The sequence below is a fragment of the Bifidobacterium sp. B4142 genome (assembly GCF_026537325.1).
Taxonomy (GTDB): Bacteria; Actinomycetota; Actinomycetes; order Actinomycetales; family Bifidobacteriaceae; genus Bombiscardovia.
Map to the genome: position 1 here is coordinate 589407 of NZ_JAFNMJ010000001.1, position 16032 is coordinate 605438.

The 16032-nt window shown below is 62.2% G+C and carries 11 protein-coding genes; 5 read left to right on the top strand and 6 right to left on the bottom strand.

Annotated features, from left to right (window positions below; translation table 11 throughout):
* The first annotated feature begins 135 nt into the window (after positions 1–135).
* Positions 136–1056, top strand: coding sequence for a metal ABC transporter solute-binding protein, Zn/Mn family (locus tag J3U06_RS02750; protein WP_267430311.1), 921 nt, complete (start codon positions 136–138; stop codon positions 1054–1056).
* Between the two features lie 126 nt (positions 1057–1182).
* Positions 1183–3360 carry an LTA synthase family protein gene (locus J3U06_RS02755; protein WP_267444256.1) on the top strand — a complete coding sequence of 726 codons (2178 nt, stop codon included), beginning with the start codon at positions 1183–1185 and terminating at the stop codon, positions 3358–3360.
* Here J3U06_RS02755 and purD read toward each other — a convergent pair.
* The 6 genes from purD to purT form a co-directional block, all read right to left on the bottom strand.
* Positions 3357–4628 carry a phosphoribosylamine--glycine ligase gene (purD, locus tag J3U06_RS02760; RefSeq protein WP_267444257.1) on the bottom strand — a complete coding sequence of 424 codons (1272 nt, stop codon included), beginning with the start codon at positions 4626–4628 and terminating at the stop codon, positions 3357–3359. The genes J3U06_RS02755 and purD overlap by 4 nt on opposite strands.
* A gap of 18 nt (positions 4629–4646) precedes the next feature.
* Positions 4647–5696: a phosphoribosylformylglycinamidine cyclo-ligase gene (purM, locus tag J3U06_RS02765; protein ID WP_267444258.1), complete on the bottom strand. Its 1050-nt coding sequence runs from the start codon at positions 5694–5696 to the stop codon at positions 4647–4649.
* 38 nt (positions 5697–5734) lie between these two features.
* Positions 5735–7252 carry an amidophosphoribosyltransferase gene (purF, locus tag J3U06_RS02770; RefSeq protein ID WP_267430314.1) on the bottom strand — a complete coding sequence of 506 codons (1518 nt, stop codon included), beginning with the start codon at positions 7250–7252 and terminating at the stop codon, positions 5735–5737.
* Between the two features lie 17 nt (positions 7253–7269).
* Positions 7270–11049, bottom strand: coding sequence for a phosphoribosylformylglycinamidine synthase (locus J3U06_RS02775; RefSeq protein ID WP_267444259.1), 3780 nt, complete (start codon positions 11047–11049; stop codon positions 7270–7272).
* A 79-nt stretch (positions 11050–11128) separates the two neighbouring features.
* Entirely contained in the window at positions 11129–11881 is a 753-nt protein-coding gene (gene purC / locus J3U06_RS02780) for a phosphoribosylaminoimidazolesuccinocarboxamide synthase (RefSeq protein ID WP_267444260.1), read from the bottom strand.
* Positions 11882–11958: 77 nt separating this feature from the next.
* Positions 11959–13266 (bottom strand): formate-dependent phosphoribosylglycinamide formyltransferase, encoded by a 1308-nt coding sequence (gene purT, locus J3U06_RS02785; RefSeq protein ID WP_416378918.1) that lies wholly within the window; start codon positions 13264–13266, stop codon positions 11959–11961.
* A 114-nt stretch (positions 13267–13380) separates the two neighbouring features.
* On the opposite strand from purT, the gene J3U06_RS02790 reads away from it, so the two are divergent.
* The 3 genes from J3U06_RS02790 to J3U06_RS02800 are packed head-to-tail and all read left to right on the top strand — an operon-like array spanning position 13381 to position 16017.
* Positions 13381–14433 (top strand): methionine ABC transporter ATP-binding protein, encoded by a 1053-nt coding sequence (locus J3U06_RS02790; protein ID WP_220236109.1) that lies wholly within the window; start codon positions 13381–13383, stop codon positions 14431–14433.
* Positions 14430–15110 carry a methionine ABC transporter permease gene (locus J3U06_RS02795; RefSeq protein ID WP_144085182.1) on the top strand — a complete coding sequence of 227 codons (681 nt, stop codon included), beginning with the start codon at positions 14430–14432 and terminating at the stop codon, positions 15108–15110. The genes J3U06_RS02790 and J3U06_RS02795 overlap by 4 nt, the downstream gene beginning before the upstream one ends.
* Before the next feature lie 25 nt (positions 15111–15135).
* The gene (locus J3U06_RS02800; protein ID WP_220236108.1) at positions 15136–16017 is read left to right on the top strand and encodes a MetQ/NlpA family ABC transporter substrate-binding protein; all 882 of its coding nucleotides are present in this window, start codon (positions 15136–15138) and stop codon (positions 16015–16017) included.
* The last annotated feature ends 15 nt before the right edge of the window (positions 16018–16032 follow it).

Below are 16032 nucleotides of genomic sequence, written 5' to 3' on the forward strand. Positions count from 1 at the left end.
TCGCCAAGGCCGCCTCTACAGTTTCCGGTCATGGGTTCGTCTATGGTAGATTTATTGATAATCAATCTCAGTAACGGTCGGTGGACCTGGCGGCAGGTCCGTCCCGTGCCGTCGCCAGAAAGGAACTCCCTATTCATGCAAGCCAGCAGCCTATGCCTCCGCCGGACTCGTACCTTGGTCGCCGCCCTTCTGGTCGGACTGACCCTGCTGACCTGTCTGGCAGGTTGCGGAAAGAGCGAATCGTCCTCGTCGTCCAAAGGACCCGGCCCTCTGCAGGTGGTGGCCAGCATCAACCAATGGCAGTCCCTGGCCGTGGATCTGGGCGGCGACCAGGCCCGTGTGGATACCATTCTGAGCAACACCTCGACTGACGCCCATGACTATGAGCCGACAACGGCTGACATCGCCCGAATCAGTCGTGCAGACCTGGTCATCGTCAACGGGGCCGGCATCGACGACTGGGCTGCCAAGGCCGCGGAAACAGGGCAGGCCAAGCTGGTGGACGTATCCAAGGCATCAGGGCGCAAGACCGGCGACAACCCCCATCTCTGGTTCTCCTCCCAGGACAGGAGGGCAGCAGCCAAGGCCGTGCATGAGGCATACCGGCAGCTGCGCCCAGGCCGTGATGCCGATTTTGATAAGGCCTACCAGGACTGGCAAGATCGACAGGCCCGGCTGGACAATCTGATTGCCGATACGCGCAAACAGACCCAGGGACGGCACTACGCGGCCACGGAATCGGCAGCCTACTATCTTTGCCATGATCTGGGCATGGAGGATCTGACCCCAGAGGGGTACCTGCGGGCGGCCGCCAACGAGAGCGAGCCCTCGCCTGAAGACCTGGTGGCCTTCCGTCATCTGCTGGCATCCGGACGCTTGGACATGTTGGTCCTTAACACCCAAGAAGTCAATCGAACCTCCAAGGAGCTGGCTGCTGAGGCTCACAAGTCGCATGTTCCGGTCTTCGAGGTCAGCGAGCAGCGCCCCGATAAGTACCGGAACCTGGAGGATTGGATCAGCGCCCTGGTCCAACAGGTGCCGGGGGCCAAGGCATGATGATTCCATTGGTTCTCTTTGTTCGCTAAAGGGTGTTTTCAAGGGGCTTGTCGTCCTTGATGGGAACAATGGCACAGGTATCGGTAAAGGCCCAGTGGGCCTAGTCGCCAAAGTCAGGAGTATGCGGTGAAGGATCGTAAGCGTCAGCCCGGCCGGTGGACATCCTGGATGCAGAACATGACCGGACGTCTTCAGGTACGCGGGTGGGTCTACCTGCTTGCCTTCATCCTGGTTGACTTCCTGTCAGTGGGCATCCTGCAGTGGGGGGTCTCCCTGAACAGTTCCCGCGTAGAGCTGTCCAACCCGCTGATCGGCTTCTGGGGCTTCATCTCGGCCATGTGGACCCAGCGTCGGTTTGTCCTGGTGCTCAACATGCTGGCTGTGGGTCTGGTCTACCTGGCGCTGGCCTACCTGACCAATCGCTTCTGGGCAGCATCAGGCCTGATTCTGGCCATCTGCGCGGTCATTGCGATCATCGAGCGCTTCAAGGTGCGCGCCCGCTACGAGGCCATCCTGCCCTCGGATCTGGATTTCCTCCATGCTGATGCGGCCAACCTGGTCTCCTTCCTGCCGGCCCGGTCCCTGATCATGATCGGGCTGGGTGTCGTGGCCCTGATCGTCCTCGGCGTGCTCTGCTGGGTGGTGACACGGATGGATGCCCGTCGCGGTCGTCCGGTAGCCACCGGCAACAAGCCCCTGGGCGCGGGACTCCGTACGGCGGGTGTTCTGGTGCCGGTTCTGGTGGTGGCGGTGTTCATGTCCACTGTGGGCACCTACGGCAGTCCCGCCTACCGTTTCTCACAGTTCATGGGCGACAAACCCTCCATGTGGGACTCGGTCTATGACGCCCAGCGCAACGGCGTTTTTGTATCTTTCTCCCGGCAGCTGCGACCCAAGGTCATGGACCAGCCCGCAGGATACAGCCGCGCCACCATGCAGTCTCTGGCCCACCGTTACCAGCTTTCGGCGGACCGCATCAATCATGACCGCAAGTCCTATATGAATGAGTCGAGCCTGGTCTACATTCTCTCCGAGTCGTTCTCGGATCCCACACGGGTGCCGGGCGTCGCGCTCAACCAGGACCCCATGCCTCATATCAGATCCATCAAGGAGGGGACCACCAGCGGGCTCATGCTCTCCTCCGGTTATGGCGGGGGAACGGCCAATCTGGAGTTCCAGGCCATGACCGGCCTGTCCATGGCCAACTTCGATCCCTCGCTGACCTCCCCCTATCAGCAGGTTATCCCTCACCTGAACTGGATACCCACGGTCAATCAGGCTTGGGGGACGCCATCCAGATCCCTGGCCTTCCATCCTTATGAATCCTCCATGTATTCCAGGGCCGAGAACTACAAGAAGTTCGGCTTCTCGCACTTCTACTCACTGACAGGCCCTGACCAGATAGCCCACCAGGACCGCATCGACCGCAGTCAGTATGTGGGGGATCGCTCCGCCTACGAATCCGCCTTGGAGCAGATGGGCGACGACAGGGGCAACCAGTTCGTCGAGGTCATCACCATGCAGAATCACATGCCCTACAACGACTGGTATGACAACAACGGCTTCTCGGTCAGTTCATCCGACCCCAACAGGCCCTTGGGCGACGATGAGATGCAATCCATACGTACCTACGCCAAGGGGGTCAGCCTGAGCGATCAGGCTACCGCCGATTTTCTGAACAGCCTGGACTCCCAGAGCAAGCCGGTCACCGTGGTCTTTTACGGGGATCACCTGCCTGGCATCTATGGCACGGCGAGCTGGGACGAGCGCAACTCTTTGGCCCTGCATCTGACCGATTACTTTATCTGGTCTAACAAAGCTTCGAATGCTTCGGGAACGCAGGTAAGCAACAGTGCCTATTCCTCGCCCAACTTCTTCCAGGCCCAGGCGGCCGAGCACATGGATGCCAAGGTCTCGCCCTTTACGGCCTTTCTAACCGAGCTACATGACAAGATCAGCGCTATCGAGCCTCCGGTGGCCAACCAGATCCAGGACTGGAACAGAATACCGGCAGGGCAGACCAACTATCTGAATGCCCAGGGCCAGCCCATGAATGCCCGAGACTTCGACAAGGCCACCCGACAGCTCCTGAACGACTACAAGCTGATCCAGTACGACATCATGGCCGGCAAGCACTACCTGCAGGGGACTGGCTTCAACACCACGCCTACCCGCCGCTCGGATGCCGCCCGGCAGAAGGCCGAAATGGAGCGTCAGGCCAAGGAAGAGGCCAAGAAGCAAGCCCGCCTCGAGGAGAAAACCCAGGATAAGGACAGCGAGAGCACGACCAGCTCAGCTAATTAGGCCTCCAGACCGCGGTGGCCGATGTCGTGCCGATAGAAGAGGCCCGGCATCGACAATCCGTCCAGCCGGTCATATACACGGTGGGCTGCCTGAGCCAGGTCGTCGCCTCGGGCCACCACCAGTGCGGTCCTTCCGGAGGAGGACGTCAGACCAGTTGAGGCTGAGCCGGACACTCCGGCATAGTAGGCTTTGAGGTCCTGCTCCGGGGCGATCAAGGGTACGGGCACGCCGGTCTTGGGATTGCCGGGATAGCCCTGGGCTGCCAGGACCACCCCCAAACGGCTGTGGGATTCGTCCCAGGTGAATTGTGGCTCTCCGCCCTCCATCAGCGCACGGACGGCTGTGCCCAGGTCGCTGGTCAGGGCGGGCAGCACCACCTCGGTCTCCGGGTCGCCCAGTCGCGCATTGAATTCGACGACCTGAGGGCCTTTGTCAGTGACCATCAATCCCGTGTAGAGGACACCGGTGAAGGGACTGCCTTCCTGGGCCAGGGCCCGGACGGTGGGGGCCACGATGGTGTCCAAGGCCTTTTGGGTCAGTTCTGGACCGAACTGCGGCAGAGGGGAGTAAGCCCCCATGCCGCCGGTGTTGGGACCCCGATCCCCGTCATAGGCGGGCTTGTGGTCTTGTGACAGGGGCATGGGCCAGAACTGCTCGCCCCTGACGAAACACATGAGCGAGCACTCCTGACCCACCAGCTGATCCTCGATGACCACCTGGGCTCCAGCCTGTCCGAACTTATGATCGATGAAGATGTCATCCAGGGCCTGTATGGCCTGGTCAAGGTCAGCGGCCACCGTCACACCCTTGCCGGCTGCCAGCCCATCAGCTTTAATGACGACCGGGGCGCCGTGCGAGTGCACATAGGACTTGGCACTGTCCAAGTCATGAAAGACCGCATAGTCAGCGGTAGGAATCCCATGCCTGCGCATCAGGTCCTTGGCAAAGCCCTTGGATCCCTCGATGCGGGCCGCAGCCTTGGTAGGTCCAAAGGCTGGAATGCCGGCAGCCTGCAGTTCGTCGACCAATCCAGCCGTCAAAGGAGCCTCGGGTCCGACGAAGACCCAGTCGATTCCAAGCTCGCGTATTGCAGCGATCAGTTTTTCCGGCTGCGAGGAATCCTCCTGCAGCAGGCTGATGCCGTCCGGCTCCATACCCGGGTTGCCCGGGGCGCACCAGACCCGATCCACTCCTGGTCTGGACAGCAGGGTGGTGGCGATAACGTGCTCTCTGGCTCCCGACCCGATGACCAGTACCTTGTCCGCCATGATGGGCTCCTCTCGCTATTACTGACGACCGTTGTCGTTAAGGATGACCTGCTGGCCGTTTTGAGCATCTGTCACCTGTCCGATCAGAGCGTAGGGTTCCTGCTCCTCATCCAGGACTGCACGGGCCTGGTCCAGCTGGTCAGGAGAAACCACCAGAACCATCCCAATGCCCATGTTGAAGATGTTGTACATCTCCAAATGGTCGACCCTGCCCATCTCTTCGATCATGGTGAAGATGGGCGGCACCTTCCAGGCATTCAGGTTGAAGCTGGCGGCCAGTCCCTCGGGCAGGATTCGCGGCACCTTCTCCACAAAGCCACCGCCAGTGATGTGTGCTGCGCCCCTGAGCAGGCCCGAGGCGAAGAGCGGACGTAGGGCTTTGACATAGATACGGGTGGGGGTCAGCAGTTCCTCTCCCAGAGTCCGTCCATCAAGCTGGTAGGGCCGATCCTCCAGCTTCATGCCCCCCTGATCCAGCAGGACCTGACGGATCAGGGAGAAACCGTTGGAGTGGACACCCGAGGAGGGCAGACCGATCAGCTGGTCGCCTTCCTTGATGGCCGAACCGTCCACCAGGGACTCCCGTTCGACCACACCCACGGTGAATCCGGCCAGATCGTATTCGTCGGGCTGGTACATGTCGGGCATCTCGGCGGTCTCCCCGCCTACCAGGGCAGCCCCAGCCTGAACGCAGCCGTCGGCCACACCCTTGACCACCTGCTCCAGCAGAGCCGGGTCGTTGTGCCCGCAGGCGATGTAGTCCAGAAAGATCAGCGGCTCGGCCCCCTGGGCGATGATGTCATTGACACACATGGCCACGCAGTCCTGACCGATGGTGTCATGACGGCCGGCTTCCCGGGCCACCATCAGTTTGGTGCCCACGCCGTCAGTGCCTGAAACCAGGACTGGGTGGCGGTAATTGAGCGCAGACAGGTCGAAGTCGCCGCCGAAGCCGCCGATATCGCCGGCACCCGGCCTACGCGTTCTGGCCGTGTGGGAGCGGATCCTGTCGATCAGTTCGTATCCGGCCTCTACCGATACCCCAGCCTGCTCATATGCCTTCGGCATGGCTGCCCCTTTCTATACCCTGTCTGTTCTGTTCTTCGCTAGTGCTCAATGGATTGGTCGGCTCCCTGTCTCGAGCCTGCAGGCATGTCAAGCCCGTAGGATCCCTTGGAAGCTTCCAGCCGGGCCCGGTCCTCTGGGGTCAGCGAGGCCAGGAAGCCCTGCTCATAGTCGTCAAGCCGCGTTGGGTAGTCTCCGTTGAAGTAGGCCACGCAGAGCCCTTGATAGGGCGCATCACGGCCCAGGCCGATGGATTCCACCAGACCGTCCAGACTCAGATAGGCCAGGGAATCGGCTCCAATGGCTTCTCTGATCTGCTCCACGGACTTCTTGGCGGCGATCAGCTCGGAGGTCCGTTGGATGTCGATGCCGTAGTAGCAGGGGTAGCGCAGGGGCGGGGAGGCGATGCGCATGTGCACCTCGCTGGCCCCGGCCTCCCGGAGCAGGCGGACGATTCTGCGCGAAGTGGTGCCTCGGACGATGGAATCGTCGATGACCACCACCCGTTTGCCGGCTACAACGCCGCGTACAGCCGCCAGTTTCATCCTGACGCCCTGCTCGCGCATGGCCTGGCTGGGCTGGATGAAGGTGCGGGCCACATATTGGTTCTTGATCAGCCCCATCTCGTTAGGCAGCCCGGCCGCCTCGGCATATCCTGAGGCGGCGGACAGGGAGGAGTTGGGCACTCCGATGACCATGTCGGCATCCACCGGAGCTTCGCGGGCCAGTCTGGCCCCTATTCGCTTGCGTGCCGAATGGACGTTGATCCCATAAATATTGGAGTCGGGCCTGGCGAAGTAGATGAACTCCATGGAGCAGATGGACAGGCAGGTCTGATCGGTATAGCGCTCGATGCTGTAGCCCGAGTCGTCCACCCGGACGATCTCGCCGGGGCCGATGTCCCGCACCAGCGTGGCGCCGACCAGGTCCAGGGCGCAGGTCTCAGAGGCCAGGACATAGGCCCCTCCTGGCAGCTGGCCCAGGGAGAGGGGGCGGAAGCCGTTGGGATCCATAGCTCCGATCATGGCATCTTCGGTCATGAGCAGGTAGGCGAAGCCGCCATGGACCTGGCGCAGGGCCTGCTTGAGCGCCGCCATGAAGTCCTTTTCAGGGCTGCGCCGGATCAGGTGCATGAGCACCTCGGTGTCTGAGTTGGAGTGGAAGATGGCCCCCTGATCCTCCAGCTGCGCCTTGAGGCTGTTGCAGTTGGTCAGATTACCGTTGTGGGCCAGGGCTATGTCCCCGTCATGGAAGCGGAAGACGAAGGGCTGGATGTTCTCGATGGACCCTGAGCCGGTCGTGGCGTAGCGGACATGGCCAACGGCCCGGTTCCCGGTCAGCGGTGTCAGGCTGGATTCGTCAGGAAAGACCTGAGTGAGCAGACCCAGACCTCGCCGCCCGATCAGGTGCCCTTGGTCGTTGGAAACGATGCCGGCACCCTCCTGGCCGCGGTGCTGCAGGGCGTGCAGGCCGAAGTAGGTCAGCCGGGCGGCGTCGGGGTGGCCCCAGACCCCGAAGATCCCGCATTCCTCGTGGATGCCTTCAAGCTCCAACGACATGGTCTACGTCCTTTCCCCTAGGCGGCAAAGTAGTCCACTCCCGACTGGAAGAGCGGCTGTGTATGTTTTCCGGGCACGTTGAGATACAGGTCGGGGCCGCTGCGCTCCGTGTGGCCCATCTTGCCCAATACCCGGCCGTCCGGGCTGGTGATGGCCTCGACGGCCATGTCGGATCCATTGGGGTTGACCAGTGGATCCATGGAGGGACGGCCCTGCTCGTCCACGTACTGGGCGGCCACCTGTCCTCGGTCGATCAGGGTGCGCAGGAGGCCGGGCTCGGCCACGAACCGCCCTTCCCCGTGGCTGATGGGCATGGTGTGTATCTCACCCACCCGGCAGGCGCTCAGCCAGGGGGAGCGTGTGGAGCTGATCCGGGTGTGGACCAGACGGCTCTGATGGCGGCCGATGGCGTTGACGGCCAGGGTGGGATCCTCGGGCGAGCCGGTGACGATTTTGCCGTAGGGAACCAGGCCCAGCTTGATCAGCGCCTGGAAGCCGTTGCAGACACCCAGAACCAGCCCGTCCCGGTCCTGCAAAAGTTCCTGGAGGGCATCGGCAACCTGGTTCGAACGCAGGAAGGATGCCACCAGTTTGGCCGAACCATCGGGCTCATCGCCGCCGGAGAAGCCTCCGGGCAGCATCAGTATCTGGCTACTGTGGATGGCCTGGGCCAGGCGGCGGGAGCTCTCGGTCACGTCCTCGGCATTCAGATTGCGGATGACCACGGTATCCACCTGGGCTCCAGCGTCCCGGAAGGCCCGGGCGGAGTCGAACTCGCAGTTGGTTCCCGGGAAGACGGGCATGACCACCCTGGGGTGTGCGGTCTTGGAAGTCCCCTTGGATCTGCGCGCAGCAGGCCTGCCGGACTCACGGTCGGTGCGGCCAATGGTCGGCACCGGGTCGCCATGGCCTCGGTATAGGAAGATTGATTCCAGACCCCTGGCACGGATCTCCTCGAGTTCGGCCAGGTCCAGATCCTCGCTGCCGCAGCGCAGGCGGTAATCCTCACGGGTGTGCCCCAGAAGGTGCAGATGCAGACCGGAATCCTGAATAAATAGGGGCTCCGGACCAGAGGCCTCCAGGAGGAAGCTTCCATAGGCGGGACGGAAGAGCGCCGATATAGCAGTGTTTGCTGCCATATCCAGCCCGATCTTGTTGCCCAGGCACATCTCCATCAGGGATTGGGCCATGCATCCGTAGCCTGGAGTGGCAGCCGCATCCACCAGGCCCTGGCTGATCAGCGCCTCCGCCTGGTCCATAACGGTCCGCAGGCTCTCCGGATCGGGCAGCAATCCGTCCTCCTGGTAATCGGGCGCCAAGAGATAGACCTGGCGGTCCGCTGCCTTGAATTCGGGGGAGATAGCATCCTTGGCCTGTCCCAGGGCCACGGCGAAGCTGATCAGGGTGGGCGGCACATCTAGGTCCTCGAAGCTGCCGGACATGGAGTCCTTGCCACCTATGGCACCCACGGAAAGATCCAGCTGAGCCTGGAGGGCTCCCAGGACGCCGGCCACCGGCAGACCCCAACGCCGGGGGTCGTCGCCGGGCTTGGGATAGTACTCCTGCAGGCTCAGGTGGGCCCGGGAACGGCTGAAGCCAGAGGCGACCAGCTTGGCCAGGCTCTCGACCACGGCCAGGTAGGCTCCGGTGTAAGGGTCCTGGCTGCTGATCCAGGGGTTGAATCCCCAGGCCATGGCCGAGGCGGTGGTGGTGTGCCCATCCACGGGCAGCTTGGCCACCATGGCCTGGGCCGGTGTCAGCTGTCGGGCTCCACCGAAGGGCATGAGGATGGTGCCTGCACCGATGGTGGAGTCGAACTGCTCAGCCAGACCCTGCTGGGAGCAGACATTGATGTCCGCAAGCAGGGCTCTCATGCGTGCATCCAGGCTGCCTTGGACCTCGAATGGGGCATGGTAGGGAGCGGGAACCGCCACCTGGGCATCGGCCTTGTGAGGGGCGCCGTTGGAGGACAGGAAGGAGCGGGGGATATCCACGATGGTGTCTGACCGCCAGGTCATCCGCAGCCGGGGTTCTTTGGTGACCTCGGCGATGACGGTGGCTTCAAGGTCCTCTTGCCGGGCGCAGTTGATGAAGGCGGGCGCATCTTTGGCAGGCAGGGCCACGGCCATGCGCTCCTGGCTCTCGGAAATGGCGATTTCAGTCCCGTCCAGCCCCTGGTACTTGAGCGGCACCCGATCCAGGTCCACATTCAGCCCGTCCGCCAGCTCGCCTACGGCCACGGCAACGCCGCCGGCTCCGAAGTCGTTGCAACGCTCAATCAGCCTGGCTGCCTCCGGGCGACGGAAGAGGCGCTGGAGCTTGCGCTCCTCAGGGGCATCGCCCTTCTGCACCTCGGCTCCGCAGCGTTCCAGACTTTCTTCGTTCTGGGACTTGGAGGCTCCGGTCGCGCCGCCGATTCCATCGCGGCCGGTTCTTCCGCCTACCAGGATGATCAGATCGCCGGGTGCGGGCCGACGGCGGATCACATGGTCGGCCGGGGTGGCGGCCACTACAGCGCCCACTTCCATCCGCTTGGCTGCATAGCCGGGGTGGTAGATCTCCCGAACCTGCCCAGTGGCCAGCCCGATCTGGTTGCCATAGGAGGAGTAGCCATCGGCTGCCTGACGGACGATACGGCTCTGGGGTAGCTTGCCCGGCAGGGTCTGATCCAGGGGCTGGCGGGGATCCGCTGCCCCGCTGACCCTCATGGCCTGGTAGACGTAGCCCCTTCCGGACAGGGGATCACGGATGGCTCCGCCGATGCAGGTGGCGGCACCACCGAAGGGCTCGATCTCGGTGGGATGGTTATGCGTTTCATTTTTGAACAGAAAGAGCCAGTCTTGATCCTGGCCGTCCACGTCGACCTTGGTTCGGATAGTGCAGGCGTTGACCTCTTCGGACTGGTCCATGTCGTTCAGGATGCCGCGCTTCTGCAGGTACTTGGCTCCGATGGTGCCCATGTCCATCAGACATTCCGGCCGGTCCTGACGGCCCAACTCTGCGCGAATGGCCCGGTAATGCTCCAGCGTGGCGTGAGCCCGGGGGTTGTCCGCCTCGATCCGCTCCAGCCTGGTGTTGAAGGTGGTGTGCCGGCAGTGGTCGGACCAGTAGGTGTCGATCACCTTGAGCTCGGTCAGGGTGGGGTCGCGCTTCTCCTGACGGTAGTGGTCCCGGCAGAAGCGGATATCCGGCAGATCCATGGCCAGGTCCAGCTTGTCAATCAGCGCTTCAAGTTCAGGATCGTCCAGATCGCGGAACCCGTCCAATACAGGCACTGGATCCGGATTGTCATCAGGCATGGCCAGGGTCTTGGGCTGCTCCAGCCCTACCACCCGTGAGTCCACCGGGTTGACCAGGTAATTGCGGATGGCTTCAATCTGCCCGGCATTCAGGTCGCCCTGGAGCAGGTAAACAGTAGCTGTGGCCACCAAGGGTCGGGCGCCCTGGCCTACCAACTGGACACATTGGGCTGCGGAGTCGGCTCGCTGATCGAACTGACCCGGCAGAGGGGCCACGGCGAAGAGCATGGGGGAGTCCAGTGGCGGCAGGTCCCCGTCGCCCTTCATGCGCAGGGCTTCCTCCAGTCGGGTGACCACCAGATCGGTCTGGGGCTGGGCAAAGACCGTGGGCAGGCAACGTTTGAAGAGGTCTTCGTCGATGCCTTCCAGATCGTAGCGGTTGAACATGCGCAGGCCGGTCAGCCCTTGCACGCCCGGCAGGGTGCGAAGCTGTTCGGCAAGCCTCTCGGCGGCCTGGTCGAAGCCCCGTTTTTTCTCGGTATAGACACGGAAGAGCACGATGGATCCTTTCGTGATGGATTGGTTAGGGACCTATGAAAAACCCGGAGGCGATAAGCTCGCTTCCGGGTCGATCGATTCAGCCGTTCGATTGGCTTTCGCGCTCCTCCAATTCGGTCAGCCCATCCAGAATGGTTTGATAAGCCGGAATGATGCTGCCCAGATCCCTGCGGAAGATGTCCTTGTCCAGGTGGGTGACCTGGCCGTCATTATTGTTGCCAATCGCCCAGAGCCGGCAGGTGTCGGGGGTGATCTCGTCGCCGAGAAGGATGATGCCCGATTCGGTCTTGCCCATTTCGATCTTGAAATCCACCAGCTCTACGTTGATGGCGTGGAAGATGTCGGTCAGCGCCCCGTTGATCTCCCTGGTCTTTGCGGCGACGATGTCCAGGTCCTGCTCGGTGGCCAGCCCCAGGGCCAGAATGTCATCCCGGTTGATAAATGGATCATCCAGGGGATCGGACTTGTAGAAGAACTCCAGCACCGGCTGCTTCAAGGCGGTGCCTTCCGCAACCCCGTACCGCTGGGCGAAAGAGCCTGCGGCCCGGTTGCGCATGACGACCTCCAAGGGGAACATGTCCAGCCGGCGATTGAGTTGTTCGGTATCCGAGATGCTGCGTACGAAGTGGCTGGGGATGCCCCGGCGTGCCAGCAGGGAGAATATCACCGTGGTGATCCTGTTGTTCAGTCTGGCTTTGCCTTCGATATTGGCCTTCTTGGCTCCGTTCCCCGCCGTGGCCTGATCGGTGTACTCAACCCAGAGCACGTTCGGATCATCCGTTTCGTACAGTTTTTTGGCCTTGCCTTGATAGCGCATCCCCAACTTTTCCACGGTTCGCCTTCCTCGAGTTTGTTGCGAATTGGAAACATCTGCACTTCTTGGGACATGACCACCATAGCAAGCCCGAGTTACATCTCCGAGCCCACCTGAGGTTTCAGATCGCCGGCCACGGCTTCGGCCCGTTCTTGGGCAGTCTGCAGGTCAGGACCCTGGGCCAGGGCCACGCCCATGCGGCGCAGACCAAGCACTTCTGGTTTGGAGAAGATGCGCAGATCGGTGCCTGGATGGTCCAGGGCCTGCGGCAGACCTTGGAAACTGACAGGTCCCTGGCCCCTGACCAGGATGGGTCGGCTGACCGCGTAGGCGCCCTCCTGCAGACTCAGGGCCAGATCCTCCTGATGGACGGGAATGCCCAGGATGGCCCGGGCGTGAAGGTCGAACTCGGTCAGGCGTTGGGAGATCATAGTCACCATGCCGGTGTCATGGGGGCGCGGGGCCACCTCGTTGAAGAGCAGCGAGCCATCGCGCAGAACGAAAATCTCCACTCCGTAGACCCCCCACCCGGTCTCCCCGCTTTGACATGCCAGGGAGGTCATGGCATGAACCAGCCTGGTGGCCATGCTCCGGGCCTGCTGCAAGATGTCAGGATTCAGCTCCGCCGGTTGCCAGGAGAGCCGGTAGTCGCCGTTCTCCTGCCGCTGGCCGATGGGCGTGCAGGTGGCCACGCCGGCGGAGGAAGCCACGGTCAGAACGGTCAGCTCATGCGCTAGGGGGGCCAGAGCCTCCACAATGATCTCGGCCTCGCCCTGATGCCTGATGGCTGCCCGGCCCTGGGTCAGTGCCGAATTCCAGGCTTGAGACAAACCTTCCCTGCTTCGCACCAGGGTCTGTCCGTGTCCGGAGGAGCTCATCAGAGGTTTGACCATGCAGGGGTAGCCCACCTGGTCCGCCGCCCTGGCCAGCTCTTCGAGGGAGCTGGCGAACTGATAGGGGGTAGTGGGCAGACCTACCTGCTCGTGGGCGAAGACGCGCAGGGCCCTGCGGTCCATGCACATGGCCGCCAGGGGTGCGGCAGGCACTACCTGGATGCCACGGGCTGCGGCGCCGGCCAGACGGTCAGTGGCGATGGCCTCGACTTCTGGCACGATCAGATCGGGCTTGACCATTTCGATCAGGTCCTCAAGAGCCTGGGGGTCACTCATCCTCACCTGGTAGCCGACATGGGCCACCTGGGTGGCCGGTGCGCCAGGGTAGGAGTCCGCCGCACCTACCCAGGCCCCCAGTCGCATCAGGCTCATGGCGATCTCGCGGCCGAGTTCGCCGGCCCCTAGGAGAAGGACTCGTGTGGATCTTGGCCCCAGAGGAGAGCCGAACGACCGCTTCCCTGGATCGATAGTGTTGATAATCCGCTGCTGACCGGATGCGCGCATACTCATATTCTGTCACCGACTATCGATACATGCCTATAAACGACATCTATAGAGGCCTTCTTGTCCACTGGCCGCCGGGACGATTACCATGTCAGGCAGTCGACCAGGGAAGGCGGGAACGTGAGCGAGCGGATACCGGCTGTGCGGATGGAGCACCTGACCAAGACCTATCACAGCGACGACGACGAAGACAAGACGGCACTGGCCGACATCGATCTGACTGTCGAGACTGGAGATATTTTTGGCATCATCGGACTGAGCGGGGCTGGCAAGTCCACCCTGGTCCGCTGCATCAACGGGCTGGAGGATTATGACTCGGGCAGCGTCAAGGTCCGGGGTCGCGAGGTCAAGTATCTGGCTCCGGCCGAGCTCAGGGACTTGAGGCGTCGTACGGGCATGATCTTCCAGCACTTCAACCTGATGCCATCCAGGACGGTGGCCGATAATGTGGGCCTTCCTCTGCGGGGGAGCAGCCGCGACCGTGCATCTCGACGGGCCCGGGTGTCCGAGCTTCTGGAATTGGTAGGGCTGACTGAGCTGGCCGACCACTATCCCGCCGAACTCTCCGGTGGCCAGCAGCAGCGCGTGGCCATCGCCCGAGCACTGGCCAACGAGCCGGATATCCTGCTCAGCGATGAGGCCACCAGCGCACTGGATCCGACCACCACGCGCTCCATTCTTCAGCTGCTCCGTGACCTGCACGACCAGCTGGGCATCACCGTGGTCATGATCACCCACGAGATGTCGGTTATCCGGCAGATCTGCAACCGGGTGGCAGTCATCGATCAGGGCGTCATTGTGGAGCAGGGCCGGGTCTTCGACGTCTTTGCAGACCCCAAGGCCCAGCTGACCAAGTCTTTCGTGGCCACCACATCCAACCTGGAAAAGGTCAAGGATCTGATGGCCGCCGATTCGCCCCTGGTGGCCCTGGAGCCTGGGCAGATCCTCATGCGCATGTCCTATGTCTCCAAGGAGGTCTCCGAGGCTTTGGTCTCCACCATCAGCCGTCGCTACAACCTGGACGTCAACATCATCTTCGGCGACATCGATGTGGTGGAGGGAGCACCCCTGGGGGGTCTGGTGGTCAGGATGGGCGGCGAACCGGAAAATATCCGTCGGGCCATGGGATACCTGCGCTCGCGCAACATCGGAATCGAGGTCCTCAAATCATGACGTCCCTGCTCACCACCTGGTTCCCCAACGTCATGAGCCGATTGCCTGAGTTCTTCAGCAGCATGGTTCAGACCTTGGTCATGGTCGGCGTCTCAGGGGTGATCTCCTTCCTGCTGGCTCTGGTCATCGGGGTGGGGCTGATCATCAGCCGACGTGATGGCATCCGTCACAACGGCCTGGTGTTCACCATTCTGGACAAGCTGATTGACCTCTTCCGCTCCATTCCCTTCATTATTCTGGCGGCCGCTCTGGTGCCGGTGACCAGAATGCTCATGGGTACGGCCATCGGGCCTAAAGGGGCAATTTTCCCGCTGGTCGTGGGCATCACGCCTTTCTTCTCCCGGCAGATCGAGTCGGCCCTGGCCGGTTTGGACCCTGGGTATGTCGAGGCGGCGGAGTCCATGGGCATGACCACCTGGCAGATCATCTGGCACGTCTACCTGCGTGAGGGCATCCCCTCCATCATCCGGGTGACCACCATTACCATCGTCAGCCTGGTGGGCGAGACCGCCACCGTGGGCATTGTGGGCGGTGGCGGGTTGGGCGACTTCGCCATCCGTCTGGGCTACCAGCGGTCTATGAACGACGTGACCATCGCCACCATCATTGTGCTGGTCATCTTCATCGCCCTGATCGAACTGTTCGGCCGGCTTCTGGCCGAGGTCGTCGAACACTGAGCAACCCGGGAAAGGTCAGATTATTGTGGTCGGTCGTAATCGCGTCGGCAAAAAGAACCGAGCCAAGGTCCAGCTGGCGGCGCTCAGCCTGGTCATCGTCCTCCTGCTGGCGCTGGTGGTCGGTACCGATGTCCGTCTGAACCAGGTGGGTGCCGATGTCAAGGTCGTCAAGGTCGGCGTCATTGGCAGTTCGGACGATCAGATTTGGAAGGCTGTCCAGGCAGAGCTGGATCGGCGGGGCGAACGCATCAGGATCGAGCTCAAGCCTTTCCAGGACGCCATCTATGTCAACCAGGCCACAGCCAACCGCGAGGTGGACTTCAACGCCGCCCAGCATTACGCCTACCTGGAGGACGATGTAAAGACCAACCATTACCAGCTGGCCGTGCTTGGCAATACCTACATCTCGCCCATGAACCTCTACTCGCAGCGCTATGCCAAGCCATCGCAGTTCCAGGACGGCGACCGGGTGGCCATCCCCAACAACGCCACCAACATGGGCCGTGCCCTGAAGGTCCTGGCTGATGCCAAACTGATCGGTCTGCGCGACCCTAAAGCTACCAACCCACTGCCCGAGGATGTGGTGGACAACCCCAAGCATCTGCGCATCGAGCAGGTGGATCCGGCTGGCATCCTCAACCTGCTGCCCGACTATGCGGGCGGGGTCACCAACGCCAACTTCGTGGTCGATGCAGGTCGCAGTGTGCATGATGCCATCCACGAGGTTCCCTACGACCTCCAGAACCCGGCCAACAAGCCTTACGTCAACATCATCGTCACCACCAAGGATCAGCGGAATAACCCCACCTACGCCGCAGTGGTGCGAGCCTACCATTCCAAGCCCGTGGCCGACACCATCGTCCATGTCTACAAGGGGGCCTGCCTGCCGGCTTTCAAGGTTTCCTGATGCGATAGGTTCAAC